This window comes from Nioella sp. MMSF_3534, from assembly GCF_030732985.1.
Taxonomy (GTDB): Bacteria; Pseudomonadota; Alphaproteobacteria; order Rhodobacterales; family Rhodobacteraceae; genus Nioella.
On record NZ_JASHJX010000022.1, the window covers coordinates 1 to 26,525 of the forward strand.

The 26,525-nt window shown below is 65.3% G+C and carries 31 protein-coding genes; 17 read left to right on the forward strand and 14 right to left on the reverse strand.

The features are described from left to right. The 3 genes from RBB16_RS10680 to RBB16_RS10690 form a co-directional block, all read left to right on the forward strand. Nucleotides 1-430, forward strand: a 430-nt coding sequence (locus RBB16_RS10680; RefSeq protein ID WP_306046160.1) for a DUF3429 domain-containing protein, incomplete at its 5' end; no start/stop codon positions are given. Then, complete coding sequence (rnhA, locus tag RBB16_RS10685; RefSeq protein WP_306046161.1) at nucleotides 430-885, forward strand: ribonuclease HI; 456 nt, start codon at nucleotides 430-432, stop codon at nucleotides 883-885. The genes RBB16_RS10680 and rnhA, both read left to right, overlap by 1 nt. A 214-nt stretch (nucleotides 886-1,099) precedes the next feature. Beyond that, a complete protein-coding gene (locus tag RBB16_RS10690; protein WP_306046162.1) occupies nucleotides 1,100-1,723 on the forward strand; it encodes a trimeric intracellular cation channel family protein in 624 nt (207 codons plus the stop codon). On the opposite strand, the gene RBB16_RS10695 is transcribed toward RBB16_RS10690, so the two are convergent. The 6 genes from RBB16_RS10695 to def (RBB16_RS10720) are packed head-to-tail and all read right to left on the reverse strand — an operon-like array spanning nucleotide 1,724 to nucleotide 4,682. Then, nucleotides 1,724-1,963, reverse strand: a complete 240-nt coding sequence (locus RBB16_RS10695) for a GlsB/YeaQ/YmgE family stress response membrane protein (RefSeq protein WP_127558182.1) — start codon at nucleotides 1,961-1,963, stop codon at nucleotides 1,724-1,726. A 52-nt stretch (nucleotides 1,964-2,015) separates the two neighbouring features. Further along, entirely contained in the window at nucleotides 2,016-2,282 is a 267-nt protein-coding gene (locus RBB16_RS10700) for a hypothetical protein (protein ID WP_306046163.1), read from the reverse strand. Nucleotides 2,283-2,286: 4 nt separating this feature from the next. Further along, entirely contained in the window at nucleotides 2,287-3,195 is a 909-nt protein-coding gene (gene fmt / locus RBB16_RS10705) for a methionyl-tRNA formyltransferase (protein WP_306046164.1), read from the reverse strand. Beyond that, on the reverse strand, nucleotides 3,195-3,686 hold the full coding sequence (gene def, locus RBB16_RS10710) for a peptide deformylase (RefSeq protein WP_306046165.1): 492 nt from the start codon (nucleotides 3,684-3,686) through the stop codon (nucleotides 3,195-3,197). Before def (RBB16_RS10710) ends, fmt begins: the two co-directional genes overlap by 1 nt. Next, the gene (def, locus tag RBB16_RS10715; RefSeq protein ID WP_306046166.1) at nucleotides 3,676-4,161 is read right to left on the reverse strand and encodes a peptide deformylase; all 486 of its coding nucleotides are present in this window, start codon (nucleotides 4,159-4,161) and stop codon (nucleotides 3,676-3,678) included. Before def (RBB16_RS10715) ends, def (RBB16_RS10710) begins: the two co-directional genes overlap by 11 nt. Continuing rightward, the gene (gene def / locus RBB16_RS10720) at nucleotides 4,158-4,682 is read right to left on the reverse strand and encodes a peptide deformylase (RefSeq protein ID WP_306046167.1); all 525 of its coding nucleotides are present in this window, start codon (nucleotides 4,680-4,682) and stop codon (nucleotides 4,158-4,160) included. Before def (RBB16_RS10720) ends, def (RBB16_RS10715) begins: the two co-directional genes overlap by 4 nt. A gap of 99 nt (nucleotides 4,683-4,781) precedes the next feature. On the opposite strand from def (RBB16_RS10720), the gene RBB16_RS10725 reads away from it, so the two are divergent. From RBB16_RS10725 to RBB16_RS10735, 3 genes are all read left to right on the forward strand, one after another. After that, nucleotides 4,782-5,948 (forward strand): MalY/PatB family protein, encoded by a 1,167-nt coding sequence (locus RBB16_RS10725; RefSeq protein WP_306046168.1) that lies wholly within the window; start codon nucleotides 4,782-4,784, stop codon nucleotides 5,946-5,948. Between the two features lie 300 nt (nucleotides 5,949-6,248). Beyond that, on the forward strand, nucleotides 6,249-7,208 hold the full coding sequence (locus tag RBB16_RS10730) for an L-malyl-CoA/beta-methylmalyl-CoA lyase (protein ID WP_306046169.1): 960 nt from the start codon (nucleotides 6,249-6,251) through the stop codon (nucleotides 7,206-7,208). Between the two features lie 110 nt (nucleotides 7,209-7,318). Further along, nucleotides 7,319-8,278 carry an acetyl-CoA carboxylase carboxyltransferase subunit alpha gene (locus RBB16_RS10735; RefSeq protein ID WP_306046170.1) on the forward strand — a complete coding sequence of 320 codons (960 nt, stop codon included), beginning with the start codon at nucleotides 7,319-7,321 and terminating at the stop codon, nucleotides 8,276-8,278. Nucleotides 8,279-8,283: 5 nt separating this feature from the next. Here the strand turns inward: RBB16_RS10735 and RBB16_RS10740 are convergent, their stop codons facing one another. Next, the gene (locus RBB16_RS10740) at nucleotides 8,284-8,808 is read right to left on the reverse strand and encodes a cytochrome b (protein ID WP_306046171.1); all 525 of its coding nucleotides are present in this window, start codon (nucleotides 8,806-8,808) and stop codon (nucleotides 8,284-8,286) included. A gap of 154 nt (nucleotides 8,809-8,962) precedes the next feature. On the opposite strand from RBB16_RS10740, the gene RBB16_RS10745 reads away from it, so the two are divergent. The 3 genes from RBB16_RS10745 (at nucleotide 8,963) to RBB16_RS10755 (ending at nucleotide 11,466) form a co-directional block, all read left to right on the forward strand. After that, entirely contained in the window at nucleotides 8,963-10,111 is a 1,149-nt protein-coding gene (locus RBB16_RS10745) for an acyl-CoA dehydrogenase family protein (RefSeq protein ID WP_306046172.1), read from the forward strand. A 92-nt stretch (nucleotides 10,112-10,203) separates the two neighbouring features. Beyond that, nucleotides 10,204-11,055 carry an ATP-grasp fold amidoligase family protein gene (locus RBB16_RS10750; RefSeq protein ID WP_306046173.1) on the forward strand — a complete coding sequence of 284 codons (852 nt, stop codon included), beginning with the start codon at nucleotides 10,204-10,206 and terminating at the stop codon, nucleotides 11,053-11,055. 204 nt (nucleotides 11,056-11,259) lie between these two features. Continuing rightward, on the forward strand, nucleotides 11,260-11,466 hold the full coding sequence (locus RBB16_RS10755; protein ID WP_127558158.1) for a hypothetical protein: 207 nt from the start codon (nucleotides 11,260-11,262) through the stop codon (nucleotides 11,464-11,466). Nucleotide 11,467: 1 nt separating this feature from the next. Here the strand turns inward: RBB16_RS10755 and RBB16_RS10760 are convergent, their stop codons facing one another. After that, the gene (locus tag RBB16_RS10760) at nucleotides 11,468-12,400 is read right to left on the reverse strand and encodes an L-lactate dehydrogenase (protein ID WP_306046174.1); all 933 of its coding nucleotides are present in this window, start codon (nucleotides 12,398-12,400) and stop codon (nucleotides 11,468-11,470) included. Beyond that, on the reverse strand, nucleotides 12,397-12,777 hold the full coding sequence (locus RBB16_RS10765) for a helix-turn-helix domain-containing protein (RefSeq protein WP_306046175.1): 381 nt from the start codon (nucleotides 12,775-12,777) through the stop codon (nucleotides 12,397-12,399). Before RBB16_RS10765 ends, RBB16_RS10760 begins: the two co-directional genes overlap by 4 nt. Nucleotides 12,778-12,876: 99 nt before the next feature. On the opposite strand from RBB16_RS10765, the gene RBB16_RS10770 reads away from it, so the two are divergent. Continuing rightward, entirely contained in the window at nucleotides 12,877-13,767 is an 891-nt protein-coding gene (locus RBB16_RS10770) for a DMT family transporter (RefSeq protein WP_306046176.1), read from the forward strand. Between the two features lie 2 nt (nucleotides 13,768-13,769). On the opposite strand, the gene argE is transcribed toward RBB16_RS10770, so the two are convergent. Continuing rightward, on the reverse strand, nucleotides 13,770-14,927 hold the full coding sequence (argE, locus tag RBB16_RS10775) for an acetylornithine deacetylase (RefSeq protein WP_306046177.1): 1,158 nt from the start codon (nucleotides 14,925-14,927) through the stop codon (nucleotides 13,770-13,772). Next, nucleotides 14,924-16,108: a M24 family metallopeptidase gene (locus RBB16_RS10780; RefSeq protein ID WP_306046178.1), complete on the reverse strand. Its 1,185-nt coding sequence runs from the start codon at nucleotides 16,106-16,108 to the stop codon at nucleotides 14,924-14,926. Before RBB16_RS10780 ends, argE begins: the two co-directional genes overlap by 4 nt. 129 nt (nucleotides 16,109-16,237) lie before the next feature. On the opposite strand from RBB16_RS10780, the gene RBB16_RS10785 reads away from it, so the two are divergent. The 3 genes from RBB16_RS10785 to RBB16_RS10795 all read left to right on the forward strand — a co-directional run bounded on the left by RBB16_RS10785 (nucleotide 16,238) and on the right by RBB16_RS10795 (nucleotide 17,994). Then, nucleotides 16,238-16,828, forward strand: coding sequence for a pseudouridine synthase (locus RBB16_RS10785; protein ID WP_306046179.1), 591 nt, complete (start codon nucleotides 16,238-16,240; stop codon nucleotides 16,826-16,828). A 20-nt stretch (nucleotides 16,829-16,848) separates the two neighbouring features. Then, nucleotides 16,849-17,235 (forward strand): YbaN family protein, encoded by a 387-nt coding sequence (locus RBB16_RS10790; protein ID WP_306046180.1) that lies wholly within the window; start codon nucleotides 16,849-16,851, stop codon nucleotides 17,233-17,235. Nucleotides 17,236-17,670: 435 nt separating this feature from the next. Then, nucleotides 17,671-17,994 carry a hypothetical protein gene (locus tag RBB16_RS10795; RefSeq protein ID WP_306046181.1) on the forward strand — a complete coding sequence of 108 codons (324 nt, stop codon included), beginning with the start codon at nucleotides 17,671-17,673 and terminating at the stop codon, nucleotides 17,992-17,994. 109 nt (nucleotides 17,995-18,103) lie between these two features. Here the strand turns inward: RBB16_RS10795 and glpK are convergent, their stop codons facing one another. Both glpK and glpD read right to left on the reverse strand, forming a co-directional pair. Further along, on the reverse strand, nucleotides 18,104-19,591 hold the full coding sequence (gene glpK, locus RBB16_RS10800) for a glycerol kinase GlpK (RefSeq protein ID WP_306046182.1): 1,488 nt from the start codon (nucleotides 19,589-19,591) through the stop codon (nucleotides 18,104-18,106). A gap of 253 nt (nucleotides 19,592-19,844) precedes the next feature. Further along, on the reverse strand, nucleotides 19,845-21,416 hold the full coding sequence (gene glpD / locus RBB16_RS10805; protein WP_306046183.1) for a glycerol-3-phosphate dehydrogenase: 1,572 nt from the start codon (nucleotides 21,414-21,416) through the stop codon (nucleotides 19,845-19,847). Between the two features lie 128 nt (nucleotides 21,417-21,544). Between glpD and RBB16_RS10810 the strand changes: the two genes are divergently transcribed. After that, the gene (locus RBB16_RS10810; RefSeq protein WP_306046184.1) at nucleotides 21,545-22,312 is read left to right on the forward strand and encodes a DeoR/GlpR family DNA-binding transcription regulator; all 768 of its coding nucleotides are present in this window, start codon (nucleotides 21,545-21,547) and stop codon (nucleotides 22,310-22,312) included. On the opposite strand, the gene RBB16_RS10815 is transcribed toward RBB16_RS10810, so the two are convergent. Further along, nucleotides 22,290-22,967, reverse strand: coding sequence for an arylesterase (locus tag RBB16_RS10815; RefSeq protein ID WP_306046185.1), 678 nt, complete (start codon nucleotides 22,965-22,967; stop codon nucleotides 22,290-22,292). The genes RBB16_RS10810 and RBB16_RS10815 overlap by 23 nt on opposite strands. Here RBB16_RS10815 and RBB16_RS10820 point away from each other — a divergent pair. The 3 genes from RBB16_RS10820 to RBB16_RS10830 are packed head-to-tail and all read left to right on the forward strand — an operon-like array spanning nucleotide 22,966 to nucleotide 26,506. Then, nucleotides 22,966-23,637 (forward strand): ABC transporter ATP-binding protein, encoded by a 672-nt coding sequence (locus RBB16_RS10820; RefSeq protein WP_306046186.1) that lies wholly within the window; start codon nucleotides 22,966-22,968, stop codon nucleotides 23,635-23,637. The genes RBB16_RS10815 and RBB16_RS10820 overlap by 2 nt on opposite strands. Nucleotides 23,638-23,642: 5 nt before the next feature. Further along, nucleotides 23,643-23,990, forward strand: a complete 348-nt coding sequence (locus RBB16_RS10825) for a hypothetical protein (RefSeq protein ID WP_306046187.1) — start codon at nucleotides 23,643-23,645, stop codon at nucleotides 23,988-23,990. Next, nucleotides 23,987-26,506, forward strand: a complete 2,520-nt coding sequence (locus RBB16_RS10830) for an ABC transporter permease (protein ID WP_306046188.1) — start codon at nucleotides 23,987-23,989, stop codon at nucleotides 26,504-26,506. The genes RBB16_RS10825 and RBB16_RS10830 overlap by 4 nt, the downstream gene beginning before the upstream one ends. Nucleotides 26,507-26,525 lie beyond the last annotated feature (19 nt).

Consider the following 26,525-nt stretch of genomic DNA (forward strand, 5'->3'; position numbering starts at 1 on the left):
CCGTCCCGCCCTGCTGCTTGGCCTTGCTGGCCTGATCCCCTTTCTGTGGGGGGCGTTGACCGTTGTGCTGCCGGGTCTGGCCGAATGGGGAACCGAGGTGTTGGGGCCGCGCTTTGTCGGCCCCTATGTGCAGCTGTTCTACGGCGCGATCATCCTCGCCTTCATGTCCGGCGTGCTCTGGGGCTTCGCTGCGCAGGGCAGCGGCTGGCAGGGCTACGCGCTGTCGGTGCTTCCCGCACTTTGGGCCTTCTTCATGACCGGCGGCGGCTCGGACCGGGCGGCGGCGGCGCTGATCGTAGGCTTCCTCGGCCTTCTGGCACTGGACCGGCATTTCTGGAAACGGGGCCTCGCGCCCCAGTGGTGGATGCGGCTGCGCGTGTTGCTGACACTGGTGGTCGTAAACGCGCTGGCCGTGGACCTGATCTTCTGATGCCCGATCTCTACGCCTATACCGACGGAGCCTGCTCCGGCAATCCCGGCCCCGGGGGCTGGGGCGCGCTGCTGCAGGCGAAGGAGGGCGACACCGTCGTCAAGGAACGCGAGCTGAGCGGCGGCGAGGCCGAGACCACCAACAACCGGATGGAACTGTTGGCCGCGATCACCGCGCTGGAAAGCCTGACGCGGGCCTCCGAAATCACCATAGTGACGGATTCGGCTTATGTGAAAAACGGCGTCACCGGCTGGATCCATGGCTGGAAGCGCAACGGCTGGAAGACCTCGAACAAAAAGCCCGTGAAAAACGTGGATCTGTGGCAGAGACTCGACGAGGCGCAGGCCCGCCACCGGGTGACCTGGGAATGGGTCAAGGGCCATGCCGGCCACCCGGAAAACGAACGCGCGGATGAGCTGGCCCGCGCCGGAATGGCCCCGTTCAAGAAGGCCTGATCCGGGCGCGGGGATGCGGCTTCGAAGCCGCATATCAAGGCCGTTCGAACGGCCTTCCGCACCGCCCTGATCGCAGCCAAAGGGCCCCAAATGGCCACCCTCTGCCCCGATCCGATTCACAGGCGCCGGATCGCGGTTTCGAAACCGCGTCACAAGGCCGTTCGAACGGCCTTCCCCCCTTCCCCACGCGCAGCAAACCTGTCAAAGGGCGCGCATGATGACCCTGATGCTTCTCGACTACGCCTCCGTTCTGGTCTTCGCCCTCTCCGGCGCGCTTGTCGCCAGCCGGGCGCAGCTCGACATCGTGGGGTTCTTCTTCATCGCCTGCCTCACCGCCGTGGGCGGCGGCACGTTGCGCGACCTGCTTCTGGGCCGAGATCCAGTCTTCTGGGTGGGTGACCCCATGCCGCTGGCCATCGCCTGCGCCGCCGCTCTTACCGTCTTCTTCACTGCCCACCTGCTGGAAAGCCGCTACAAGGTGCTTCTGTGGCTCGACGCGCTGGCGCTGGCCATCGCGGTTGCCGCAGGCGCGGGCGTGGCGCAGGCGCTGGACCAGTCGGCGGGAATCGTCATCGTGATGGGGGTCGCCACCGGCACCATGGGCGGGCTGATGCGCGACGTGGTCTGCAACGAGGTACCCTTGGTCCTGAAACAGGGGGAGCTCTACGTGACAGCCGCCTTCGCAGGAGCCGGGGCTGCACTAATCGCGGCCGCCATCACGCCACATCCGCTGGCGCCCATTCTGGCCTGCATGATCACCTGTTTCGCCCTGCGTGCAGGCTCGCTGCTCTTTGGCTGGCGTCTGCCCGTCTACAAGGCCCGCCCGCCGCGCATGTGATCAGCGCTTCAGGTAAGTCTGCCAGATCCAGATCAGCAACAGCGCGCCGAGGATCGCGCCGACAAAGCCCGACAGCATCCCCATGACGGTCAGCAGGAACCGCAGCACCAGACCGCCGATGATCGCGCCCAGAATGCCAATGCCGATCGTGGTCACCACATCGGTGCGCACATCCATGATGCGCGTCGCCAGAAAGCCCGCCGCCGCGCCGATGATGATCATGTAAAGAACAATACCCATGCGATGAATATGGCCACTCCCGGCCCCTATTGGAAGACAGCGCCCCCGAAATTCAGCGTCTGCGGTTGCGGCGACCGCGCCCTCGTGCCGCCCCAACAGGGATCAGGATCAGCGCCGCCGAAGCCCCGATGATCGCATCCAGACCGGGCGAGCCGATGCGCAGATGGAAGAGCGAGCGCAGGAAGAACAGCACCACGACCGCCCCAAGCGCGATGAGGATCGACATCGGGTAGCCATTGCGGGTGATGCCCCATCTTTCGAACAGGATGGCGACCACCACGGCGATGAAGATCGACCCGAAGAACGTGAACAGAACCATTGCCTTACTCTCCCAATACCGTGCCGGGCGCGACCATTGACCCGCGCAGGAAGGTCTCCGCATCCTGCCGCCCCCGACCCTCGATCTGCGCCTCGGTAACCTCGATGGCCCCGTCGCCGCAGGCGATTGTCAGCCCATGCAGCACCTCGCCGGGAAGGCCCGAACCCTCCGCCACACGACAGCGCAGCAGTTTCAGCCTTTTACCATGTAAGGTCGTCCAGGCCCCGGGAAAAGGCGACAGGCCCCGGATTTGCCGGTCGATCCGGTCCGCGGGCAAGCTCCAGTCCACCCGCGCCTCCGCCTTGTCGATCTTGTGGGCATAGGTCACACCCTCTTCCGGCTGCGGCTCGGGCACCAGTTCCGGCAACCGGTCCAAAGCCTCCACGATGGCCGCCGCCCCAAGCGCGCTCAGCCGGTCGTGCAGATCTTGCGTCGTCTCTTCCGCCCCGATCGTCAAAGCCTTGCGCAGCAGAACCGGCCCGGTATCCAGACCCGCCTCCATCTGCATGATGCAGACACCGGTTTCTTGATCGCCCGCCATGATCACCCGATGGATGGGCGCAGCGCCCCGCCAGCGCGGCAACAGACTCGCGTGGATATTGAGGCAGCCTCGGACAGGCGCATCCAACACCGCCTGCGGCAACAGCAGCCCATAGGCCACGACAACTGCCACATCGGCCTTCAGGTCCGCAAACTCCGCCTGCTCCTCTGCCCCTTTCAGCGACACCGGATGGCGCACCTCCAATCCCAGTTCCACTGCCCGCGCATGCACCGGAGTTGGCCGCTCCTTCTTGCCCCGCCCGGCGGGGCGCGGCGGCTGGCAATAGACGGCGGCAATTTCATGCCCCGCCGCGACCAGAGCCTCCAGCACCGGAACCGAAAACTCGGGCGTACCCATAAAAATGACCCGCATCACCGCTTCCTCGCCTTACGCAGAAACATGTCGCGCTTCACCTTGCTGAGATTGTCGAAATACATCCTGCCGTTCAGGTGGTCGATCTGGTGCTGCACACTGGTGGCCCACAACCCCACGAAATCCTTGCGCACCGTCATCCCGTGGTGATCCACATAAGTCACGGTCACCGCGCGGGGCCGCTCGATCCTGGCATAGGAACCGGGCAGGTTCGGGCTCGCCTCCTCATGCGGGCGCAGCTCGATCGAGGAATGCAGGATTTGCGGATTGGCCATGCGCACCGCCTTGCCCCGCTCGGTCGAGGCATCGACCACCGCCAGCCGCAGCATCACCCCGATTTGCGGCGCTGCCAGCCCAACACCCGGCATCGCGTCCATGGTCTCGATCATATCTTCCCAGATCGCACCAATCTCATCCGTCACCTCACCCACCGGCGCGGCGGGGGTCCTGAGCCGCTTGTCGGGCCACATCACGAAGGGTCTAACGGGCATAGTCTTTCTCCATCTGCGCGCGGTGGTCGGGGGGCAGCCGGTCGAATATCACCAGCCCATTCAGATGATCCATCTCATGCTGCACACAGCGCGCGTCGAAACCGGTCATCTGCGCTTCATGGCCCACACCATCGAGATCCGTCCAGCGGATCAGAACCTCCGGCGGGCGCATCACACGGGCCGCGACACCGGGGATCGACAGGCACGCCTCTTCACCACTTTCGAACCGGTCATAACTGACCTCAAGCTCGGGGTTCACGAACACCTGTGGGCGACGCGCGCCCTCTTTCCAACCTGTGTCCATGACGAAGAGCCGAACCATATGCCCCACTTGAGGCGCAGCCAGACCGCGCCCCTTGGCGGCATACATCGTGTCGAGCATATCGGTGGCCAGCGCCGACACATCCCCCGTCACCGGCGCACAGACCTGTTTCAGCCGCGCATCGGGCCAGCACAGGATGGGCAGAACGCTCACGCCTTTTCCCGCGCCCGTTCCCGCTTGAGCTTGACCATCTTGCGGGTGATCATCTGCCGCTTCAGCGGCTTGAGGTAGTCGATGAAAAGCTTGCCGTCCAAATGGTCAATCTCGTGCTGCACGCAGGTCGCCCAGAGGCCGGTGAACACCTCCTGCTGTTCCTTGCCCTCCAGATCCATCCAGCGCACTTCCACCTCGGCGGGGCGGGTCACCTCGGCATAGATCTCGGGGATCGACAGGCAGCCTTCCTCGTAAACGCTGGTCTCGTCCGAGGACGTGACCACCTCGGGGTTGAACATGGCCAGCGGCCGGGGGGCCTCACCCTCTTCCTTGACGCAATCCAGCACGATCAGCCGTTTCGACACGCCGATCTGCGGCGCGGCAAGCCCGATACCCGGCGCGTCATACATGGTTTCCAGCATGTCGCCCGCCAACGCGCGCAGCTCGTCCGACAGGTCCGCCACGGGGTCGGCCAGTTTCTTCAAACGCGGGTCGGGATGGATCAGGATCGGTCTCAGCATGCGCCCCAGATAAGCGATCCGGCGCTGTGCCGCAACGCCCCCTTGCACCCGGCCCCGGAATGGCTAGCCTCTCGCCCGAAACGACCACCAGAGGATTCCATGGACTTCGACACGCTTCACCCAATGATCGGCACTTTCAGCGGCAAATGGGACAGTATGGACAGGTTCGGCGTCGGCCCGGATGGCATCGCCATGCATGTGGCCGATTCCGACTATCCGAGCGCGCCCTGCGTGATCGAGGCGGTGACACGAGAAGCCCAGAGAGGAATCTTCAACTACGGCTTCGACCGAAAGGGCTATGTCGATTCCGTCTGCTGGTGGATGCAGACCCGCCACGGCTGGTCGGTCGACCCCGACTGGGTGCTAACGGCCCAGGGGCTCGGCATGGCGATTGCCCTCTGCCTCGATGTCTGGAGCGAACCGGGCGACGACATCGCCTTCTTCACCCCGGTCTATCACGAGTTCCGGCTGAAAACGCAGCGGGCACATCGCAACCATGTCGAACTGCCGCTCGCGCTTGTCGATGGCCGGTATGAACTGGACTGGGACGCCGCCGAAGCCGCCCTGACCCCGAAGACAAAAATCCTGCTCTTCTGTTCTCCCCAGAACCCCTCTGGCCGGGTCTGGACGGTCGAGGAATTGCGTCAGGTGGCCGACTTCGCCGCGCGCCATGACCTGATTCTGGTCTGCGACGAGGTGCATGCCGATCTCGTCTATGCGGGCAACACCCACGTTCCCATGGATATCGCCGCACCCGAGCATCGCGACCGGACCGTCACGCTGTTCGCCGCCTCCAAGACCTTCAACCTCGCCGGTCTGCGGGTGGGTCAGATCATCATTCCAGACGAGAAACTGCGCGCCCAGATGGAAGATCGGCTCACCGCTCTGAACTATGACGCGACGACGCTTGGCGCGGTTGCTTCACAGGCGGCCTATTCGCCGGATGGCAACGCATGGGTTGCCGCGCAGATGGACTACCTCGAAGAAAACCGCCGCATCTTCGACGAGGGCGTGAACGCCATTCCCGGCGTCTGGTCGATGCCGCTGCAAGCCACCTATCTGCCCTGGGTCGATTTCTCTGGCACCGGCATGACGATGGAAGAGATCGCGCGTCGTGTGAATGGCGAGGCGCAGATCACCCCCGCCCCCGGCAACTGGTTCGGCACCGGGTCAGAGTTGTGGAACCGCTTCCTCCTCGCCACGCCACGCGCCAATGTGGAGGCCGTCGTGCAGCGCCTGCAAAGGGCGTTCGCCGACCTTCAGTGATCCACCTCAGGGCTGCAAAATTCTTCCGGAAGAATTTTGCAGCCCCGAAAAATCTTCTGGAAGATTTTTCATGCCAGGAAGGATTTTCTGGAAAATCCTTCTGCACGGCCGCATGCGCAAATCTCGGTCCTTGTCTGCACGCCCGGTGCACGGGGGGTGTACAGGGGGTGTACGGGGGGCACCCCCCTCTTTCGCGGCCAAATCGCGCATTGCCGCAATGCAGCACTTGCGCGCCGCAACGCAATAATCTACCCAAGGCGGGAACTCTGACGACATATCCTTGCTCAAAGGGAACCGCCCATGTCCTTCCGCCTGCAGCCCGCTGCCCCCGCCCGCCCGAACCGCTGCCAGCTCTTCGGCCCCGGCTCCAATACCAAGCTGTTCGAGAAAATGGCCACCTCCGCCGCCGATGTGATCAACCTCGATCTGGAGGATTCCGTTGCGCCCTCCGACAAGGATCAGGCCCGTGCCAATGTGATCGAGGCCATCGGCAATGTGGATTGGGGCACCAAGACGCTGTCGGTGCGGATCAACGGGCTGGACACCCCCTATTGGTACCGCGATGTTGTTGATCTGCTTGAACAATCCTCGGACCGGCTCGACCAGATCATGATCCCGAAAGTGGGCTGTGCCGAAGACGTTTATGCCGTTGATGCGCTGGTCACAGCCATCGAGGCCGCCAAGGGCCGGACGAAAAAGATCGCCTTCGAAGTCATCATCGAATCGGCCGCCGGCATCGCCCATGTCGAAGAGATCGCCGCGTCTTCGCCCCGTCTTGAGGCCATGAGCCTCGGCGCCGCCGATTTCGCCGCCTCCATGGGCATGCAGACCACCGGCATCGGCGGCACGCAGGAGAACTATTACATGCTGCGCGAGGGCCAGAAATACTGGTCCGACCCCTGGCACTGGGCCCAGACCGCCATCGTCGCCGCCTGCCGCACCCACGGCATCCTTCCGGTCGACGGACCCTTCGGCGATTTCTCGGATGATGAGGGCTATATCGCGCAGGCGATGCGGTCCGCCACTCTGGGGATGGTCGGCAAATGGGCCATTCACCCCAAACAGATCGCGCTTGCAAATCAAGTGTTTACGCCGTCCGAGGCCGCCGTTGCCGAGGCGCGCGAGATCCTCGCGGCCATGGAAGAAGCCAAGGCCTCCGGCGCGGGCGCGACCGTCTACAAGGGCCGTCTCGTCGACATCGCCTCGATCAAACAGGCCGAGGTGATCGTGAAACAGTCCGAGATGATCGCCGCCGGATGACCCACCCCAAAAGCCCCGCGCGACACGCTCGGGGCTTTTTCCTGCGACGGGGAACGTTGCAAATCCCGTCCACCCCCTGCATATAGCCAAGGGTCAGACGGAGGCTTTGCATGAACTATCTCGACTTCGAAAAACCCCTCGCAGAAATCGAGGGAAAGGCCGAAGAGCTGCGGGCGATGGCGCGTGGCAACAAGGAGATGGATATCGAGGAAGAGGCCAAGGCGCTCGACAAGAAGGCCGCCGACATGCTGGCCGATCTCTACAAATCGCTGACGCCATGGCGCAAATGCCAGGTGGCGCGCCACCCCGACCGGCCCCATTGCCGCGACTATATTCAGGCGCTGTTTACTGAATACACGCCGCTCGCGGGCGACCGGAACTTCGCCGACGACCACGCAATCATGGGCGGGCTGGCCCGCTTCAACGATCGCCCCGTCGTGGTGATCGGCCATGAAAAGGGCCATGACACCAAGACCCGGATCGAGCGTAATTTCGGCATGGCCCGGCCCGAGGGCTACCGCAAGGCCGTGCGCCTGATGGATCTTGCAGACCGGTTCAACATGCCCGTCATCACGCTGGTGGACACCCCCGGTGCCTATCCCGGCAAGGGCGCGGAAGAACGCGGCCAGTCAGAGGCGATTGCGCGCTCGACCGAGAAATGCCTGCAAATCGGTGTGCCGCTTGTGTCGGTCGTCATCGGCGAGGGCGGGTCCGGTGGCGCCGTGGCTTTCGCGACCGCCGACAAGGTGGCGATGCTCGAACACTCGATCTATTCGGTCATCAGCCCCGAGGGCTGCGCGTCCATTCTGTGGAAGGACGGGGCCAAGATGCGCGAAGCGGCCGAGGCGCTGCGCCTGACCGCGCAGGACCTTGAAAAACTTGGCGTCTGCGACCGGATCATCAAGGAACCGCTTGGCGGTGCACAACGCGACCGGGCGACCACCATCACCCGCGTAGGCGAAGGGATCGAGGCGCTGCTGGCCACCATGGACGGAAAATCCCGCGATGAGTTGATCGCAGGCCGCCGCAAGAAGTTCCTCGATATGGGGTCGAAAGGGCTGGCCGCGTAAGCCCCCTATCGCCCGAACCACATCCGCTGAAACAGCCCGTCGCGCAGCATGATCTGGTGGTAAAGCGCCCCAAGGATATGCAGCGCCAGCATTGCCATGATCAGCTTGGCCAAAATGCCGTGGATCACGCGCGGGCTGAACTCAAAGAAGCTGTCGGGCAGCGGCGCGGTGCCCGCCAAGGCATCGGACAGGCCCGACATGCGGCCCAGAACCATGCCCGACACGGCCATCAGGATCACGAAGATATTCAGAAGCTTCGGCATCGCCTGCCCCAGCTTGTCCAGAAACGCGCTGCCCGTTTTGGCGTGATCGGGCGCGGGCAGGAACCGGCGAAGCACGATGCGCAGCACGGTCAGGCCCAAGATCACAAGCCCGATCAGCCGATGTATGGCCAGCATCGACAGCTTGTCGGGGTCGGCATTGTCCATCGGTTCCAGCACGAAAGTGCCCACCCCAAGCATCAGCAGCATCAGCACGGCGACAATCCAATGCAGGGCGACGGTCACGGGGTGATAACGGTAGACGGACATGGCGCATCCTTTCGAGGCACTGGTACGTTCGATCAGCGGTATGGGCGCCGCATTTAGTTGTCAACGGCAATCACAACTCCCGGTCAATCCGCCGCAACGGCAAGCTTGCCTGACCGCGCGCCCCGCGTCACCATCCCGGCGAGGAGGACCGAACATGCCCAACCATCTGTGGATGCAGGACGACCATCACGCCTATGCCGACACGGTACGCCGCTTTCTGGAGGACGAATTTCAGCCACACCGGGACACGTGGAAGGAGGCGGGCAAGATTCCCAAGGCGTTCTGGCGCAAGGCCGGTGATCTGGGCATCCTCGGCGCGACCACGCCGGAGGAAAACGGTGGTCTCGGCCTGTCCCGTCACTTCGATGCGGTGACCTTCATAGAGCAGGCCAAGGCGGGCGACAGTGGCTGGGGCTTTGCCGTCCACAACATCGCCGCGCATTACATCATCGCCTATGGCACCGACGAACAGAAAGCGCGCTGGCTGCCCAAGCTGGCCACCGGCGAGATGGTTGGCGCCATTGCCATGACCGAACCGGGAACGGGCAGCGATTTGCAGGCGGTGCGCACGACCGCCGTGCCGGACGGGAATGAGTACCTGATCAACGGCTCCAAGACCTTCATCACCAATGGCGGCAGCGCCGATCTGCTGATCCTCGTGGCAAAGACCGACCCCACATCGCGCGCCAAGGGCGTGTCGCTGATGGTGGTGGAAACCGAAGGGCTGGAGGGTTTCCGCGTGGGCCGCAAGCTCGACAAGATGGGGATGCGGAGGAACGACACGGCGGAGCTTTTCTTCGAAGACGTCCGCATCCCACGCGATCATCTGCTCGGGACAGAGGAAGGCCAGGGCTTCTATCAACTGATGCGGCAATTGCCGTGGGAACGGCTAATCCTCGGCTATGGCGCGCTTGGGTCCTCGCAATGCGCGCTCGACGTGACGCTTGCCTATGTGAAGGAGCGAAAAGCCTTCGGACAGCGGGTGATGGACTTCCAGAATACCCGCTTCAAGCTGGCGGAATGCGCGACCAAGGTGGAAATCCTGGCCGCCTTTCTCGACCAGTGCCTGGAGGAGCTGGAACAGGGCACGCTGACCGCCGAGAAAGCGGCCATGGCCAAATGGTGGGGCAGCCAGACCCAATGCGAAATCGTGGACGAATGCCTGCAACTGCATGGCGGTTACGGCTACATGAACGAGTACCTCATTGCGGAACTCTACGCCGATGCCCGCGTGCAGAAGATCTATGGCGGCACGAATGAGATCATGAAGGAACTGATCGCACGGGACCTGGACCGCGACTGACGCGATCGCTGCGTTCACTGGGCCATTGCCGCAGGCACGGCACCGTGGCACCGTCTGTTCGACCCGCAACAGGACCAACGGCGATCACACCCATGGCTCTCATACCCGCCCGCATGCGCTACAGGCTGACGGGTGTAGACCCCCCGACGGAGTTCAAACGCCGGATGGAGGACCGCCTCCAGCGATGGTATCGCGGCAAGGATCCGCATCCCGATCCGGCCCTGCAGCGCAGGCGGCTGTCGGTGGCCGGTCTCACCAACAAAACGGCAATGCGCGCCTATGCACAGCAGATGAACCTGCCGCTGCCCGAGCGCTACGCCGAAGCGAAAGATGTGGACGGCCTCGACATCCCTGCGCTTCCGCAAAGGGTGGTGATCAAGCCAGACAACCTGTCCAGCAACAAGGGCGTGCTGTTGTTCGACGGAGTGACAGAGGTCTTTTCCGGCGACACCGTGCCCCAGTCTGAACGAAGGGCCTATGTGAAACGCAGGATGGACCCATTGATTTCCGCCAGGCCCGCAACCCGACTGATTGCCGAAGAGTTTCTGGAGGATGTCGACCCCGGCAAGGTCATTCCCCGCGATTTCAAGACCTTCGTCGCAGGCGGTCGGACGCATGTGATCAAGGTCGTCGACAGGAACGGCAAGGCGGGAACGACCATGGAACGGTATTATCACCGGAATTGGAAACCGTATCGGGATCTTCAATATTCAAACGGCCTGGCCCCGCCGATCCCCAGACCCGAGCGCTACGAAGAACTGCTCGATCTGTCCGATCGGATCGCACGCGACATCCAGTGCTTCATGCGGCTGGATTTCTACATCACGCAGCGCGGTGTGGTGTTCGGTGAATTCACATCCTACCCCAATGCAGGCAACAAGCACACGGCCCGTGGCAGCCGCGTCTTTTGCGATCTTATGGACCGCTATCCAGACCCGTTCTGAACCGTGGGTCACCGGCCCAGTTGCCGAACCGCGCGCCCTGCGACGAACGGAACGGGCTGATTGCGGCTGACCAATCGAGATTTCGCAAAATCCTCTGAACACGCCACGAAAATTCCCGCATTGGGCCGCGCCTGTGCACGGCTGACGGACGACACCCAAAGGGTTCATTCCGCAATCCCGATAGCCAACCGGAGGTCCGATCCCATGAAACCCACCCGTCTCGTTGCAACCGCCCTGACCTTGACCGCCCTGTCATCGGGTGCCGCGCTGGCCCAGACCTACACGACACCCGACGGCTGTTCCTACACCCGCGCGCAGGCGCCTGGTTATCCCGCGACATGGCACCTGATCCTGAACCCCGAACGGATCGGCCTGCCGACCCCCACGGCCCGCTGCGCCGCGATGCTTTAGGTCAAAACTGCAAGGGCGCAAGCCGCTCTTGCAGAATCTCTGCCGACCGGCGAAGGGCGCTTTCCTCGCCCGCGCTCAGCTCTGGCCACAGCGTCGCGGTCACGCCCTCACGCCCCAATGTGCGGGGCAGCGACAGGGCCACGTCCGGCACGCCCAGAACCTCCCGTTCCAAGACCGACACGGACAGAACCGCCTGTTCGTCCCCAGCAATCGCCGCCACGATCCGCGCCAGCCCGCCGCCGATGCCGTACCATGTCGCGCCCTTGCCCTCGATGATCGTGTAGGCCGCGCCGCGCACGCCTGCGTCGATCCTTTGGCGCACATCCTCGGTCAGCGGGGCTGAAACCTGCGCGGCGAAGCTTTCCAGTGGCACCGACCCGGCCCGCGCGCTGGACCAGGCCAGCACCTCGGAATCGCCGTGTTCACCCAGGACATAGCCATGGACCGACCCCGGAGAAATCCCAAGATGCCGCCCCACCAGCCAGCGAAACCGCGCGGTGTCGAGGATTGTGCCCGACCCGATGACGCGCCCCGGCGGCAGGCCCGACAGGCGCGTGGTGATCTGGGTCATCAGATCGACTGGGTTGGAGGCGACCAAAAGGATCGCGCCGGGGCAGACCGCCATGACCTGCCCCACCACCTGCCGGAACACATCCGCATTGCGTTCCAGCAGCGCCAGCCGCGTTTCCCCCGGTTTCTGCGACACACCGCAGGACAGGATCACCACTCCCGCCCCGTCCAGATCGGCATATTCGCCCGCGCGCACGATGGCGGGCGAGGCGAAGGGAATGGCATGGGCGATATCCTCGGCTTCGGCGCGGGCGCGGGCATGGTTCACATCGACCAGAACGATTTCCGACGCTTCGCCACGCATGATCAGCGCAAAGGCCGCCGCCGATCCGACCATACCCGCACCGATGATGCCTACTTTCATGCTGTCTCTCCCTGCCCACCTGGTCTTGGTTGGCCTGCGTCCTGCTCCGCCATGCGCGCGGCCCATGTCTCTGACCACCCCCCAAGCGGATGCAACAGCCCGAACAGGTCTCGCCCCGCATCGCTCAGCCGATAGCCGCGCTCGGCCCGTTCCACGAGGCCGCTGGCCGTAAGCTCCTTCAACCGCCGGTTCAGCACGGTGGGCGACACCCCTTCGCAAGCAGCCTGCAATTCGCGAAAGGTCATCGCCCCGCGCGACAACTGCCAGATCGCCCCAAGCGCCCAGGTGCGGCCAAGCAGGTCAAACAGCGCCATGATCGGCTTGCCGGATTTGGACCCGCGGACGGGTTGGCCGGGACGGGGAAGGATCGAGGCCATGGGCGCTCCACTTGCTATTCTTTCCGTAGCAGATTGACGCTACCGATTTGGTAGCGCATGGATGCTATCCATATTGTAGCGCTTGACGAAAGATTCGCCATGATCCTTTTTCCCGCCTTCGCGGCCCTTACCGCATCGCTCGGATGGGCCACCGGCGCCGTCCTGGCACAGGCCCCGGCACGGGCACTTGGAACGTTCGAATTCACGCGCATCCAGCTTCTGGCCTGTTCGGCAATCGTCGCGGCGGGCTGTGCGGGGCTTGGCCTTTGGGGCAGCGTCAGTTGGGGCCACTGGCCCGCCTTCGCGGCCAGCATCGTCATCGGCATCCTTCTGGGCAACCTCGCCATGATCGAATGCCTGCGGCTTGGCGGGCCGAGGCGGATGGAACTGCTGCTGTCGCTGAAGGCCCCAGTCGTTGGGGTCATGGCCTTCGCCTGGCTGGGAGAGGTGCCAAACATTCCCGACCTGATCGGCGCGGCACTGGCCCTTTGCGGGGTCGCGCTGGCGATCCTCTACGGATCGAACGCGCAATCAGCCAGCGACCGGACCCATGGCCGACTGGCCCTCATCGTCCTCCTGGGGCTGCTGGCAACCGGGTGTCAGGGGGCGGGCTTCCTGATCGTCAAACCCGCGATGCTGGACGGCACCCCGCCGCTGGCGATCACCGCGATCCGGCTGCTTGGCGCGGCCTTCCTGATCTCGCTTGTCGCCCTCTGGCCCGCACCGGCGTTGCGCAGCCACCAGCCGCTGACCCCCGCGCTGCTGGTCCGAACGATCCTGCCCGGCTTCATCGGCTACGGGGTCTCCTCGTCGCTGCTACTCTATGCCATGTCGGTGATGGACGCGGGAATCGCGGCGGTGCTCGGGTCGATGTCCCCGGTGCTGGTGCTGCCGATCATCTGGATCAAGGAACGCGTCGCCCCCCGCCTTCCCGCACTTCTGGGCGCGGCTCTCGCCGTGGCGGGAAGTGCCGTGATCGGGTTGCTTTGATCCTAGCCCAGTTTCAGGCTCAGCCGCTCCAGCAGGCCGAGGCACTGGCCCATCTGGGTCAGTTCGATGAATTCATCGGGCTTGTGCGCTTGTTCGATGGAGCCCGGACCGCAGACGACGACCGACATGCCAAGATCCTGGAACAGCCCCGCCTCGGTCCCGAAGGGCACCAGTCCCGCCCCGTTCGCGCCGGTCAGTTCCATGACGATGTCGCGCGCCTCGTTCTCGCTGGCCGGGATCAGCCCGTCGACCTCGCCCACGACCTCCGTTTCGATACGGGCATCGGGGCTGATGGATCGCATCGCGGGCAGCAGCACCTCCTCGCAATAGCGAGACAGATCGCCCCGCACGAAATCGGCATCCGATTTCTGCACGGGCCGCATTTCCCAATCCACCTGCGCGCGGCCGGGGATGACGTTATGCGCCACGCCGCCCACAAGCGCGCCGGTGTTGATCGTCGTCCAGGGCGGCTCAAAGGCACTGTCTGCGGGCGCGCGGGTCTTCAGCGCCTCTTTCAGCTCCATCAGCCGGTTCACGTAGCGCACCGCGTATTCCACCGCGTTCACCCCGTGATCGGGCGCGGACCCATGTCCCTCCAGCCCGGTGAAATGGGTGGAATATTCGCAGCACCCCTTGTGCCCTTCGATGATCCGCATCGAGGTGGGCTCGCCCACGATGGCCATGTCGGGCAGCAAGTCGCGCCCGCGCAGCGCCTCTACCAATGCCTGCGCCCCAAGGCAGCCGACCTCCTCGTCATGGGTGAAGGCGAAATAGACAGGCTTCTTCAGCGCCCGCTCCGCAAAGAGCGGCGCCATCGCGACAGAGGCCGCGATGAACCCTTTCATGTCACAGGTGCCGCGCCCGAAAAGCTTGGCGTCGTCGGCGCGCATCCGGAACGGGTCGCTCGTCCATTCCTGGTCCGCCACCGGCACCACGTCGGTATGACCCGACAGCAGGATGCCCCCCGGCACCTCCGGCCCGATCCGGGCAAAGAGATTGGCCTTGCGCCCGGTCCCGTCCTGCAACACCTCCACATGCGCGCCCGCCGCCTCCAGGTGATTGGCAAGGCAGGCGATCATGTCGAGGTTGCTGTCGGGCGACACTGTCGGATAGGCGATCAGTTCGGCCAGCAGCTCGGTGGTCTCGGGCAGTCCGGTCATGGCTTGACGAAGAGCTTGCGCTCCACGTTGCACAGCGTTTCCGCCGGGCCATCTTCCTTGATCAGGATGGTTTCCGTGGTCTCAAGGCCCCAACTGTCCATCCACAGCGCCGGCATGAAATGGAAGGTCATGCCCGGTTGCAAAACGGTCTCATCCTCGCCCCGGATCGACGCGGTACGCTCGCCCCAGTCGGGCGGGTAGGACAGGCCAATCGGGTAGCCCATGCGCCCCTTGCGGTCGAACCCGTGCTTGTGCAGCACCTCCATGAAGGCGTTGAACACGTCGCGGGTCTGATTGCCCGCGCGTGCAGCGTTCAGCCCCGCCTCGATCCCCTCCATCTGCGCGGCCTCGACCCGGCGCATTTCGTCCGACGGCGTGCCAAGGAAGATCGTCCGGCACAGCGGCGCGTGGTAGCGGCGGTAACAGCCCGAGAGTTCGAAGAACGTCGCCTCGCCCTCGCGCATCTCGTCCCCGTTCCAGGTCAGGTGCGCGGCGGTCGCATCCAGCCCCGAGGGCGTCAGCGGCACAATCGCCGGGTAATCGCCCCAGATGTCGTCCACCCCGGTGATCCCCGCATGCATGATGTCCGCCACAAGGTCATTCTTGCGCACCCCCGGCGCGGCACGTTCCAGCGCGACCCCCACGACCTTCTCGGAGATTTTCGCAGCCTTGCGGATGAAGCTGATTTCCTCCTCCGACTTCACCAGCCGCTGCCAGTTCACCAGCGCGGTCGCATCGACCAGCGTCGCATTGGGCAGTTCGGCGCCCAGAACCGCATGGGCCTTGGCGGAGTAATAGTAGTTCTCCATCTCCACCCCGATCCGGGCCGAGGCCAGCCCCATCCGGGTGAAATGCTCCGCCAGATCCTGCATCGGGTGGTAGACACTCGACTGGATGTAATGGTCCGAATAGCTGTGAATGTTTTCTGCCGAGATCCAGCAGGTCCGCTGCCCGCCAAGCGCATCCATGGACCGGCCCCACCATTCGGGCTCGCCGTCCATGCGCAGGATCACGCCCTGATGCACGTAGAAGGACCAGCCGTCATAGCCCGTCAGCCAGGCCTGGTTCGACGGGTCGGCCACGAAAATCGCATCGAGCCCGGCTTCGGCCATCGCGGCCCGTGTCTTGGCAATCCGCCGGTCATATTCCGCTTGGCTGAACGGTGCGCATCCCGCTGGCATGTCCTGTCTCCCTGTCTGGCTGTCCCGGTCACGCTAGGGGAAATCGTAGACACCGCAACAGCTTTTCCGACACCGCGCTTGCCGAACGCGTCAGGATCGGTCAGGACCGGGTCAGCGGAAGGCGAGGCAATGACCAGACTGATCCTATTCAACAAGCCCTATGACGTGCTCTCGCAATTCACCGACAAGGGGGTGGAAGGCAGCACCCGCCGCACCCTGTCGGAATTTATTGACGTGCCGGGGGTGTACGCGGCGGGCAGGCTCGATCGGGACAGCGAGGGGCTGATGGTCCTGACCGATGACGGCCGGTTGCAGGCCCGCATCACCAGCCCCCGCACCCAGACCCCCAAGACCTATTGGGCACAGGTCGAGGGCACGCCGACGGAAGGCCAGTTGCAGGCCCTGCGCACCGGCGTCACGCTGAAGGATGGCCCCACCCGCCCCGCGAAGGTCAGGCTGATGGAGGAACCCGAGGGCCTCTGGCCCCGCACCCCGCCCGTGCGCTTTCGCAAGACCGTGCCCGATGCCTGGCTGGAACTCACCATCACCGAAGGCCGCAACCGCCAGGTCCGGCGCATGACCGCCGCCGTGGGCCTGCCCACGCTGCGCCTGATCCGCGCCCGCGTCGGCAAATGGGCGCTCGACGGCCTCGCCCCCGGCGAGTGGCGCGATGCAACGGCAGAGCTGGCCGCCCCTTCCCCCCGCCGCAAACCGCGCTAAACCCGAAGGGCATGAGCCTGATGCCAGACCCCGCAAACCGCCCTCGCCTGCGCCACCTGCCGTGGCTCGCGCTCGGCTGGATCGCCGTCGCGCTCGGCTTCGCGGGCGTCGTCCTGCCGATCCTGCCGACGACACCCTTCCTGATCCTCGCCGCCTTCGCCTTCTCGAAAAGCTCCCCCCGCCTCAGGCAATGGCTGGTGGATCACAACATCTTCGGCGGCCCGATCCGCGATTGGGAAGACAAGGGCGCGATCCGCCCGCGCTACAAGGTCATGGCCTGCACCGCGATGGCGCTGGTTCTCGGCATCAGCATTCTCTCCAACCTCAGCGGCATGATCATCCTGATTCAAGTCATGGCCATGGGCGGCGCAGCGGCCTTCATCCTGTCCCGACCGAACGGCGACTGATCGCCCCGCCCTTTTCATCTTGGCTCAAATACCTCCGCCGGAGGCGTCCCGCCCTCTCAACTCGCGGATCATCCGGGGCAGCGAACCTCCAGCAGCCAGGAATCCGTGGCAACGCGGCCCGAGGAGGGCGCCAGAGGCGCCTGACGAGGGGCGCTCGCGGATCGACGCGCGATGCGCGGCGAAACGAGGGGACGCTCTGCCGGGTCATCGCCGGTGTTTGACCGAGAACCCGCCGGGATGCTACGCTGAACGGCAACCCGGATGCGGCCACGGGGCCGGAGGTCACCACCGCGGACCGGGGCAAGAGGCCGTGGCAAGAACGGATCGGGCGCATAGCGTACCCGCCGGAGGCTTTTCTTGACCTGTTTTTCCCGATCCCTTTTCGTGGCCCTCTTTTCCGTGGCCCTTCTGCACTCCCCCCAGGCAGGCGCCCAGATGCGCAGTTATACCTGTAGCGATGCCGATGCATTCTTCGGATCCGTCTACGCACCGGGCTGGGACTACATTTCCGGCTACGGCTCCCGCTCTGACTGCGAAAACGCCTGTTGGGGCTTTGCCAGCTGCGAGGCCTATTATTGCACCACCATCGGCTATTGCGTCGCACTCCATGCCGGTCCGAGCACCTCGGGCGGCGGCACGGGAAGCGGGTCCGGGACCGGCTCGGTCGGGCCAAGCCGGTCCAACCTGCCCTTTGGCGCGGCCTGCGGCTTCAACTCCGAATGTCAGTCAGGCCAGTGCTGGCTTGGCTTCTGCCAGTAGCGCAATCCGCGTTTCGTCTGCACGCAGGGTGCACAGGGGGTGCACGGGGGGTGTACGCCCGGCACACCCCTTTTTTTTCGCCGCCGGACGGGCCGGAACAGGCCCGCCGCTAGCGGCTCAAGGTCCGCGCCACGGCGTCCTTCCACCCGGCATATAGCCGCGCGCGCCCGGTCTCATCCATTCCCGGCACGAATTCCCGCTCCAGCGCCCAGGTATCGGCAAACCCGTTGCGGTCCGGGTAGATCCCGGCCTTCATCCCGGCCAGCCACGCCGCCCCGAGTGCGGTGGTTTCCAGTATCTCGGGCCGGTGCACCGGCGCGCCGAGAATGTCCGCGAGAAACTGCATGGTCCAGTCCGACGCGCTCATCCCGCCATCGACGCGCAGGATGCTGTCTCCGCCCGCCCCCTGCCAGTCGGCGCGCATCGCTTCCCACAGGTCACGTGTCTGATATCCCACGCTTTCCAGCGCCGCGCGCGCGAATTCCGCGGGGCCGGAGCTGCGGGTCAGACCGAAGACTGCCCCCCGGCAGTCCGCGTCCCAATAGGGGGCACCAAGGCCGGTGAAGGCCGGAACGAGATAGAGCTGTTGTTCGGGATCAGCGGTTTCGGCCAATCCCTGTGTCTCGGGCGCCGCGTCGATGATCTTCAGCCCATCCCGCAGCCATTGCACCACCGCCCCCGCGATGAAGATGGAGCCTTCCAGCGCATAGGTTGGCGTGCCGTCAAACTGGTAGGCGATCGTTCCCAGCATCCGGTTTTGTGACCTGACCAGCGTGTCGCCGGTATTGAGCAGAGCGAAACAGCCCGTTCCATAGGTCGATTTCAGCATCCCCGGCGCAAAACAGGCCTGCCCGATCGTCGCCGCCTGCTGATCGCCCGCGACGCCCAGAATGGGCAGCGCCGCACCGAAGAGGCCCGGCTCGGTCGCCCCGAACTCCGCCGCGCAATCCTTGACCTCGGGCAGCAGGTTCATCGGGATGTTCAGCAGACCGCAGATTTCCGCATCCCACTGGCCCTCGCGGATATTATAAAGCAGCGTCCGCGCCGCGTTGGTGGCGTCGGTCACATGGGCCGCGCCGCCGGTCAGGCGCCAGATCAGGAAGGTATCGACCGTGCCGAAGGCCAGTTCGCCGCGGTCCGCCCGCTCGCGCGCGCCCTCCACGTTGTCCAGCAGCCAGGCCAGTTTCGTGCCGGAAAAATAGGGGTCCAGCAGCAGCCCGGTCTTGTCCTGCACCATCGCCTCATGCCCCGCCTCGCGCAGCGCGGCACAGCGATCCGCCGTGCGCCGGTCCTGCCAGACGATGGCGTTGTGCAGGGGAGCGGCGGTCGTCCGGTCCCACAGCAGCGTGGTTTCCCGCTGGTTGGTGATGCCGATCCCGGCAATCTCCGCCGCCGAAAGCCCGGCCTTGTCCAGCGCCGCGCGGCAGGTGTCGACAACCGTGGTCCAGATGTCCTCGGGGGCATGCTCGACCCAGCCCGAGGCCGGGAAATGCTGCGTGAACTCCTGCTGCGCGGTGGCCTTGATCTTCATGTCGCCGTCAAAGACGATGGCACGGCTTGATGTGGTGCCCTGGTCGATGGCCAGAATATGGGTCATCGGTTCCTCCCTTGTTGTCACGATCCTAGCGGGCGTTCCCTGACCCGCAAGTCATTCGGTTGATCCCGGCGGGGTTCGCCGCCTGCCGGCGTCGACCGGGGGGCGGCCCTCCTCAAGCCCCTTTGGGGCCCTCGTCGAGCCGCGTTGCCACGGGATATCGGAGAGCATCGTGTACCGGATCGGATGGTGGATGTGGTTGCGGGGTTGGGATGCCTCCGGCGGAGGTATTTTGGCCAAGATGAAAGACAGGCGCTCATTCCACTGCTGCCGGAGCATTGGCGGACGCGATCATGAAGCGGTCGATGGCGGCGATCTGATCCTCGGTCAGCCTGAGGCCGAGTCGGGTGCGACGCCAGACGGCATCCTCGGCGCGGCGGGCATATTCCCTGCGCATGAGCCAATTGAGTTCTGCCTCGGTAAGCGTTGCACCAAAATCACGGCCAAGGTCGGCGGCGTCGGTTGCATTCCCCAGGATATCGCGCGCCTCGGTGCCGTAGTGGCGTACCAGGCGCTTGGCCCAGGCCGGGGTGAGGAAGGGATAATCGGTGCACAGCCCGTCGATCAGGGCCTGCACGCCAGCCTCGGGAAACTCCCCGCCCGGCATGGGAACACCTGCCGTCCAGTCCCCGCGCGACAGGGGCAGATACTGGCCGATTTTCTCCATCGCGCTTTCAGCGAGCTTTCGATAGGTGGTGATCTTGCCGCCGAAGACGTTCAGCACCGGCGGCCCGTTCGCATCGACCTTCAGTACATAGTCGCGCGTTGCCGACTGCGCGGCGCTGGCCCCGTCATCATACAGGGGGCGGACGCCGGAATAGGTCCAGACCACGTCCGCGCGTGTCAGGGGCTGCTGGAAATACTGGGACGCGAAGGCGCAGAGATAGTCCTGCTCCTCGCCCGTACAGATCGGTTTCACCGACGGGTCGGGATGGTCGAGATCGGTGGTGCCGATCAGGGTGAAATCCTCTTCATAGGGGATCGCGAAGATGATCCGCCCATCCTCGCCCTGAAAGAAATAGCACTTGTCGTGATCGTAGAGCTTTCGTGTCACGATATGACTGCCGCGCACCAGCCGCACGGTTTCCCGCGAATTCACGCGGATCTTCGTCTGGATCACATCGCCCACCCAAGGGCCCGCCGCGTTGACCAGCATCTTTGCACGCACGGTCCGCTGGCCGGTCTCATCCTCCAGCGTGATGGCCCAGGCATCGCCATCGCGCGCCGCCGAAATCACCTTGGTGCGCACCATGATCCGCGCGCCGCGTGCTTCGGCATCGCGGGCATTCAGCACCACCAGCCGCGAATCCTGCACCCAGCAATCGGAATATTCATAGGCCTTGGCGAAGCGGTCTTGCAGCGGCTGTCCTTCGGGGGCGGTCCGCAGCTTCACCGTCCGCGTGGCGGGCAGAATCTTCCGCCCGCCCAGATGGTCATAGAGGAACAGGCCGAGCCGGATCAGCCAGGCCGGACGCCGCCCGCGCATCCAGGGCATGACCAGCCCGAGCAGCCGCGAGGTGGGCGTTGTGCTCTCGAACCTCATATCCTTGTGATAGGGCAGCACGAAGCGCATGGGCCAGCTGATATGGGGCATCGCGGACAGCAGAACCTCGCGTTCCTTCAGCGCCTCGCGCACCAGCCGGATCTCGAAATACTCAAGATAGCGCAGCCCGCCATGAAAGAGCTTGGTCGCCGCCGAGGAGGTGGCGGAGGCGAGGTCGTTCATCTCGGCCAGACCGACCGTCAGCCCCCGGCCCGCCGCGTCCCGCGCGATGCCGCAGCCATTGATGCCGCCGCCGATGATGAAGAGGTCATATTCCTCTGACATGAGAGTCACGCTTTCCTGATGATGCGCGACTCCTCTCACTTCATGTTCGCTTTGTCAATTTTCATGTTCGTTTTTCTTCGCTTCCGCACGCGGCTTTCTTCGCTATAAGGGACGTGGAAGGAGAGACCATGCCCATCACCCCCCGCCAATCCGACATTCTGCACCGCGCCCGCAGCGAGGGGCGGGTGATGGTGGAAGGGCTGTCCGAGGCCTTTGGCGTGACCGTCCAAACCATCCGCCGGGACCTGTCAGAGCTGTGCGATGCGCGGCTGCTGGACCGCATCCATGGCGGGGCTGTGCTGCCCTCGGGCGTCACCAATATCGGCTATGAGGACCGCCGCCGCCTGAATGCGGATGCGAAAGAGGCCATCGCCCGCGCCTGTGCCGCGGAAATCCCCAATGGCGCGTCGCTCTTCCTCAATATCGGCACCACGACCGAGGCCGTGGCCCGCGCGCTGCGGGGCCATAGCGGGCTGATGGTGGTCACGAACAACATGAACGCCGCGCAGATCCTCGCCGCGAACCCCTCTTGCGAGGTGGTTCTGACGGGCGGCGCGCTGCGGCGGGCGGATGGGGGCCTTGTGGGCGATCTGGCGGTGCAGACGATCCGGGCCTTCAAGGTGGATGTGGCGGTGATCGGGGCCTCGGCGCTCGATGCCGATGGCGACCTGCTCGATTTCGACATTCAGGAGGTGCGAGTGGCCCATGCCATTCTGCAACAGGCACGGCAGGCGATCCTTGTGGCCGATCAGGGCAAGCTGACCCGTGCGGCCCCGGTTCGTATCGGTTCGCTGTCGGATCTGGATATCTGGGTGACCGATACCGACCCGCCTGCAACGCTGCGCGCGCTCTGCCGTGACTCGGGCACCGAGATCAGGGTTGCTGAACCCGCGTGACAAGCGCCTCCACCGCAGGCCCGAGCGCCTCGACAATCAGCGCCACGCCGTCGGCATTCGGGTGGATGCCATCGGCCTGCATGACCGCGCGAAGATCAGGGGCCGCGACGACGGGGGCGAGGAAGCTTTCAACGTAGAGCGTGCCGTAGTCCGCGGCCAGATCCGGATAGATCGCATCGAAGGCTGCCTGATAGTCGGGGCCGTAATTCAGCGGTGCCTCCATGCCGACCAGCAGCACCTCGACCCCTGCCGCGCCCGCCGCGTCCAGTATGCCGGCCAGATTGGCCCGCGCGGCCTCTGGCGGCAGTCCGCGCAGCAGGTCGTTGCCGCCAAGCGTCACGATCAGCGCCTGAACATCTGGCGTCAGCGTCCAGCCGATCCGCGCCAGACCGCCCGCCGTGGTATCGCCCGAGACGCCCGCATTGATCAGCCGCACATCATGGCCACGTGCCTGCAACCATGCCTCCAATTGCGGGACAAACCCCTGCTCGGCGGGCAGCCCATAGCCTTGGGTCAGGCTGTCACCAAGCGCCGCGATCACCACCTCTTCGGCCCATGACGGCGCGGCACAGAGGCCAAAGACCAGCACAGCCGCCTTGCCCAGACCCGCCATCCCCCCATATCCAAGAGAGATATACGCCCGGAGCCTTTTCATGACGTCCCCCATTCTGTCCCTCACCGACGTGACCCTGACGCTTGATGGCAATGCCGGCCCCGTTGACATCCTGCACGGGATCACGCTTGCGGTTGAAGCCGGGGAAACGGTTGGTCTGGTGGGGCCGTCGGGGTCGGGCAAATCGTCTCTCCTCATGCTCATGGGCGGGCTGGATCGGGCCACGGGCGGGACGGTCACAGCGCTTGGCAAGGACCTGACACCGATGACCGAGGACCAGCTGGCCCGCTTTCGCAGGGACAATATGGGCGTGGTCTTTCAAAGCTTCCACCTTATTCCCACCATGACGGCGCTGGAAAACGTGGCAACACCGCTGGAATTGGCGGGCCGCAAGGATGCCTTCACGCGGGCAGAGGAGGAACTGGCCGCCGTGGGTCTTGCCGACCGGATGCAGCATTATCCCGGCCAGCTTTCGGGCGGCGAACAGCAGCGCGTGGCGCTGGCCCGCGCCGCCGCGCCGCGCCCGCGCATCCTGCTGGCCGATGAGCCCACGGGCAATCTGGACGAGGCCAACGGGCGCGCGATCATGGACCTGCTCTTTGACCTGCGCGACCGCCACGGCGCGACGCTGATCATGGTCACCCATGCGCCGGAACTGGCCGCACGCTGCGACCGGGTGATCGGCCTGCGCGACGGGCGGCTGGACGGATGATCCGGGTGGAGAAATACCCTGTGATCGGGCAGATCACCCGCAATCCGGCGGGGCGGCTTACCCTAACGCCAGAGCAGAAGCTGGACCGCGAGGGAATCCTGTACCTTGTCGAACGCATGGCCCCGACAGATCGGCGTCTGGCCGTGCCCGGCGGAATGCTGCGCTTTGCGGAATCGGGGCGGCTGATGGCGATGCTCGCCCGTGCCCTGCCGGAATGTTACGCGGCACTGGATGAGGGTGCCGTGATCGACGCGCGCTTCCGGGACATCGCCGATCCGATGGAGGCCGGGTTTACCGTGCATGAAATTCAATCCCGGCTTGCCCCACCATGGAATCAGGGTGTGCGCCGATGAGGACCGCGTTTCGAATTGCATTGCGCGACCTGCGCGGGGGCTTGCGCGGGTTCCGCATCTTCCTGGCCTGTCTGACGCTCGGGGTGGCAGCGATTGCCGCCGTGGGCTCGGTCCGGCAGGCGGTACAAACCGGGCTGGAGGAAGAGGGCGCGGTGATCCTGGGCGGCGATGCCGAGATGACCTTCGTCTATCGCATGGCGTCGGAAGAAGAGGCCGCGTGGATGGCATCACGGGCGCTGGCCCTGTCCGAGACCGTCGATTTCCGGTCCATGGCGGTGGCCGAGGTGGCGGGCGAGACGGTGCGCGGCCTGACGCAGCTGCGCGGCGTTGACGGGCTCTATCCGCTTTATGGACAGGTCGGGTTGCAGCCTGCGATGACCATTGCGGAGGCGCTCGCCACCACCGACCTGCCCGGCGCGGTGATGCACCCCACCCTGATCGCCCAGATGGGGTTGCAGATCGGGGATCGGGTGACTTTCGGCGTGCAGGAGTTCGAATTGCGGGCGGCGCTGACCCATGAACCCGACATGGCAGGCGGCAATTTCGGCCCCGGCCCGCGCACTCTGGTGCGGCTGGATGCGCTGGAGGGTTCCGGCCTGCTTGGCCCCGGAACGCTGTATAACAGCCAGTATCGCCTTGCGCTGCCAGAGGGCACCGACCTCGAAACGCTGGAGACCGAGGCACGCGGCCTCTTCGCCGACAGTGGCATGCGCTGGAAAGATGCGCGCAACGCCGCCCCCGCCCTTGGCCGGTTCGTGGACCGGATCGGCGCATTTCTGGTGCTGGTGGGGCTGGCGGGGCTGGCCGTGGGGGGCGTGGGCATTTCGGCGGCCGTGCGCAGCTACCTGACGGGCAAGACCGAAACCATCGCCACGCTGAAAACCCTCGGGGCAGAGCGGCGCCTGATCTTCACGGTCTACCTCCTGCAAATCGGCGCGATGACCGCACTTGGCCTCGTCCTGGGCCTCGCATTGGGCGCGGTCCTGCCTCTCGGGCTTGCGCCGCTGATCGCGGGGGCGCTGCCGGTTCCGGCTGACTTCGGGTTCCACCCGGCGCCATTGGCCGAGGCCGCGCTTTACGGGGCGCTCACTGCACTGATCTTCACCCTCTGGCCGCTGGCCCGTGTGGAGCAGGTCCGCGCCGCCGCGCTTTACCGCGAAACGGCAGGGCTCGCCCGTCTCTGGCCGCGCTGGCCGTTTCTGCTGATCATCGCCGGGCTGGCGGCGGCCCTGATTGCGCTCTCCGCATGGCTGTCCGGCATCCCGCGCCTGGCCTTCTGGTCCGCCGCCGCAATCCTGTCCGCGATGATCATCCTCGTCCTCGCCGCCAGCCTTGTGCGCCTGATCGCACGCCACGCAGCCCGCCATGCACGCGGCCGCCCGGCGTTGCGGCTGGCGCTTGGGTCTATCGGCGCACCGGGGTCGGAGGCCACCAGCACCATCCTGTCGCTCGGGCTTGGACTGTCCGTTCTGGCTGCCGTGGGCCAGATCGACACCAACCTGCGCGCCGCGATCCAGCAGGATTTGCCAGAGGTCGCGCCCGCCTTCTTCTTCGTCGATATCCAGCCCGACCAGATTGAGCCGTTCCTGTCCGCCATGGAGGCCGACCCCGACGTCACCCGCGTGGACAGCGCCCCGATGCTGCGCGGCGTGATCACCCGGATCAATGACCGCCCGGCGGCGGAGGTCGCGGGCAATCACTGGGTGATCCGGGGCGACCGGGGCCTGACCTACCGGGCCGAGGCCCCGCCCGCGCGCGAGATCATGGCCGGGGAGTGGTGGCCCGAGGATTACGATGGCCCGCCGCAGATGGCCTTCGCCGCCGAGGAAGCGCTGGAAATGGGCATCGGCCTTGGCGACACGATGACCGTCAATGTCCTTGGCCGCGACATTACCGCGACCATCGTGGCGCTACGCGAAGTCGATTTTTCCAACGCCGGGATCGGCTTTGTCATGACCCTGTCGCCCAATGCGCTGGCCGGGGCACCGCACACCCACATTGCGACGGTCTATGCAGACCAGCAGGCCGAAGCCGATATTCTGCGCGCGGTCGCCGCGATCGGCCCCAACATCACCGCGATCAGCGTGCGCGACGCAATCGACCAGGTGGCACGGGCCTTGTCGGGCATCGCGGCGGCCACGTCCTGGGGGGCGGCGGCGACGTTGCTGACCGGCTTCATGGTGTTGATCGGCGCAGCGGCGGCGGGCGAACGCGCGCGGGCCTACGAGGCGGCGGTGCTGAAGACGCTTGGCGCCAGCCGCGCGCGCATCCTTGGCAGCTTCGCCCTGCGCGCCGCCCTTCTCGGCATGGCGGCGGGTGCGGTGGCCGTGGCGGCAGGGGGGCTGGCCGGATGGGCCGTCACACGCTTCGTGATGGAGACCGACTTCGCGTTCAACCTGCCCTCGGCCCTCGCCATCACCCTTGGAGGCGCACTGGCAACCTTGCTGGCCGGCCTGGCCTTCGCCCTGCGCCCCCTGGCCATTCGCCCCGCCGCAATCCTGCGCAGCGAGGGCTGAAACCGGCGAAGCTTTGCCA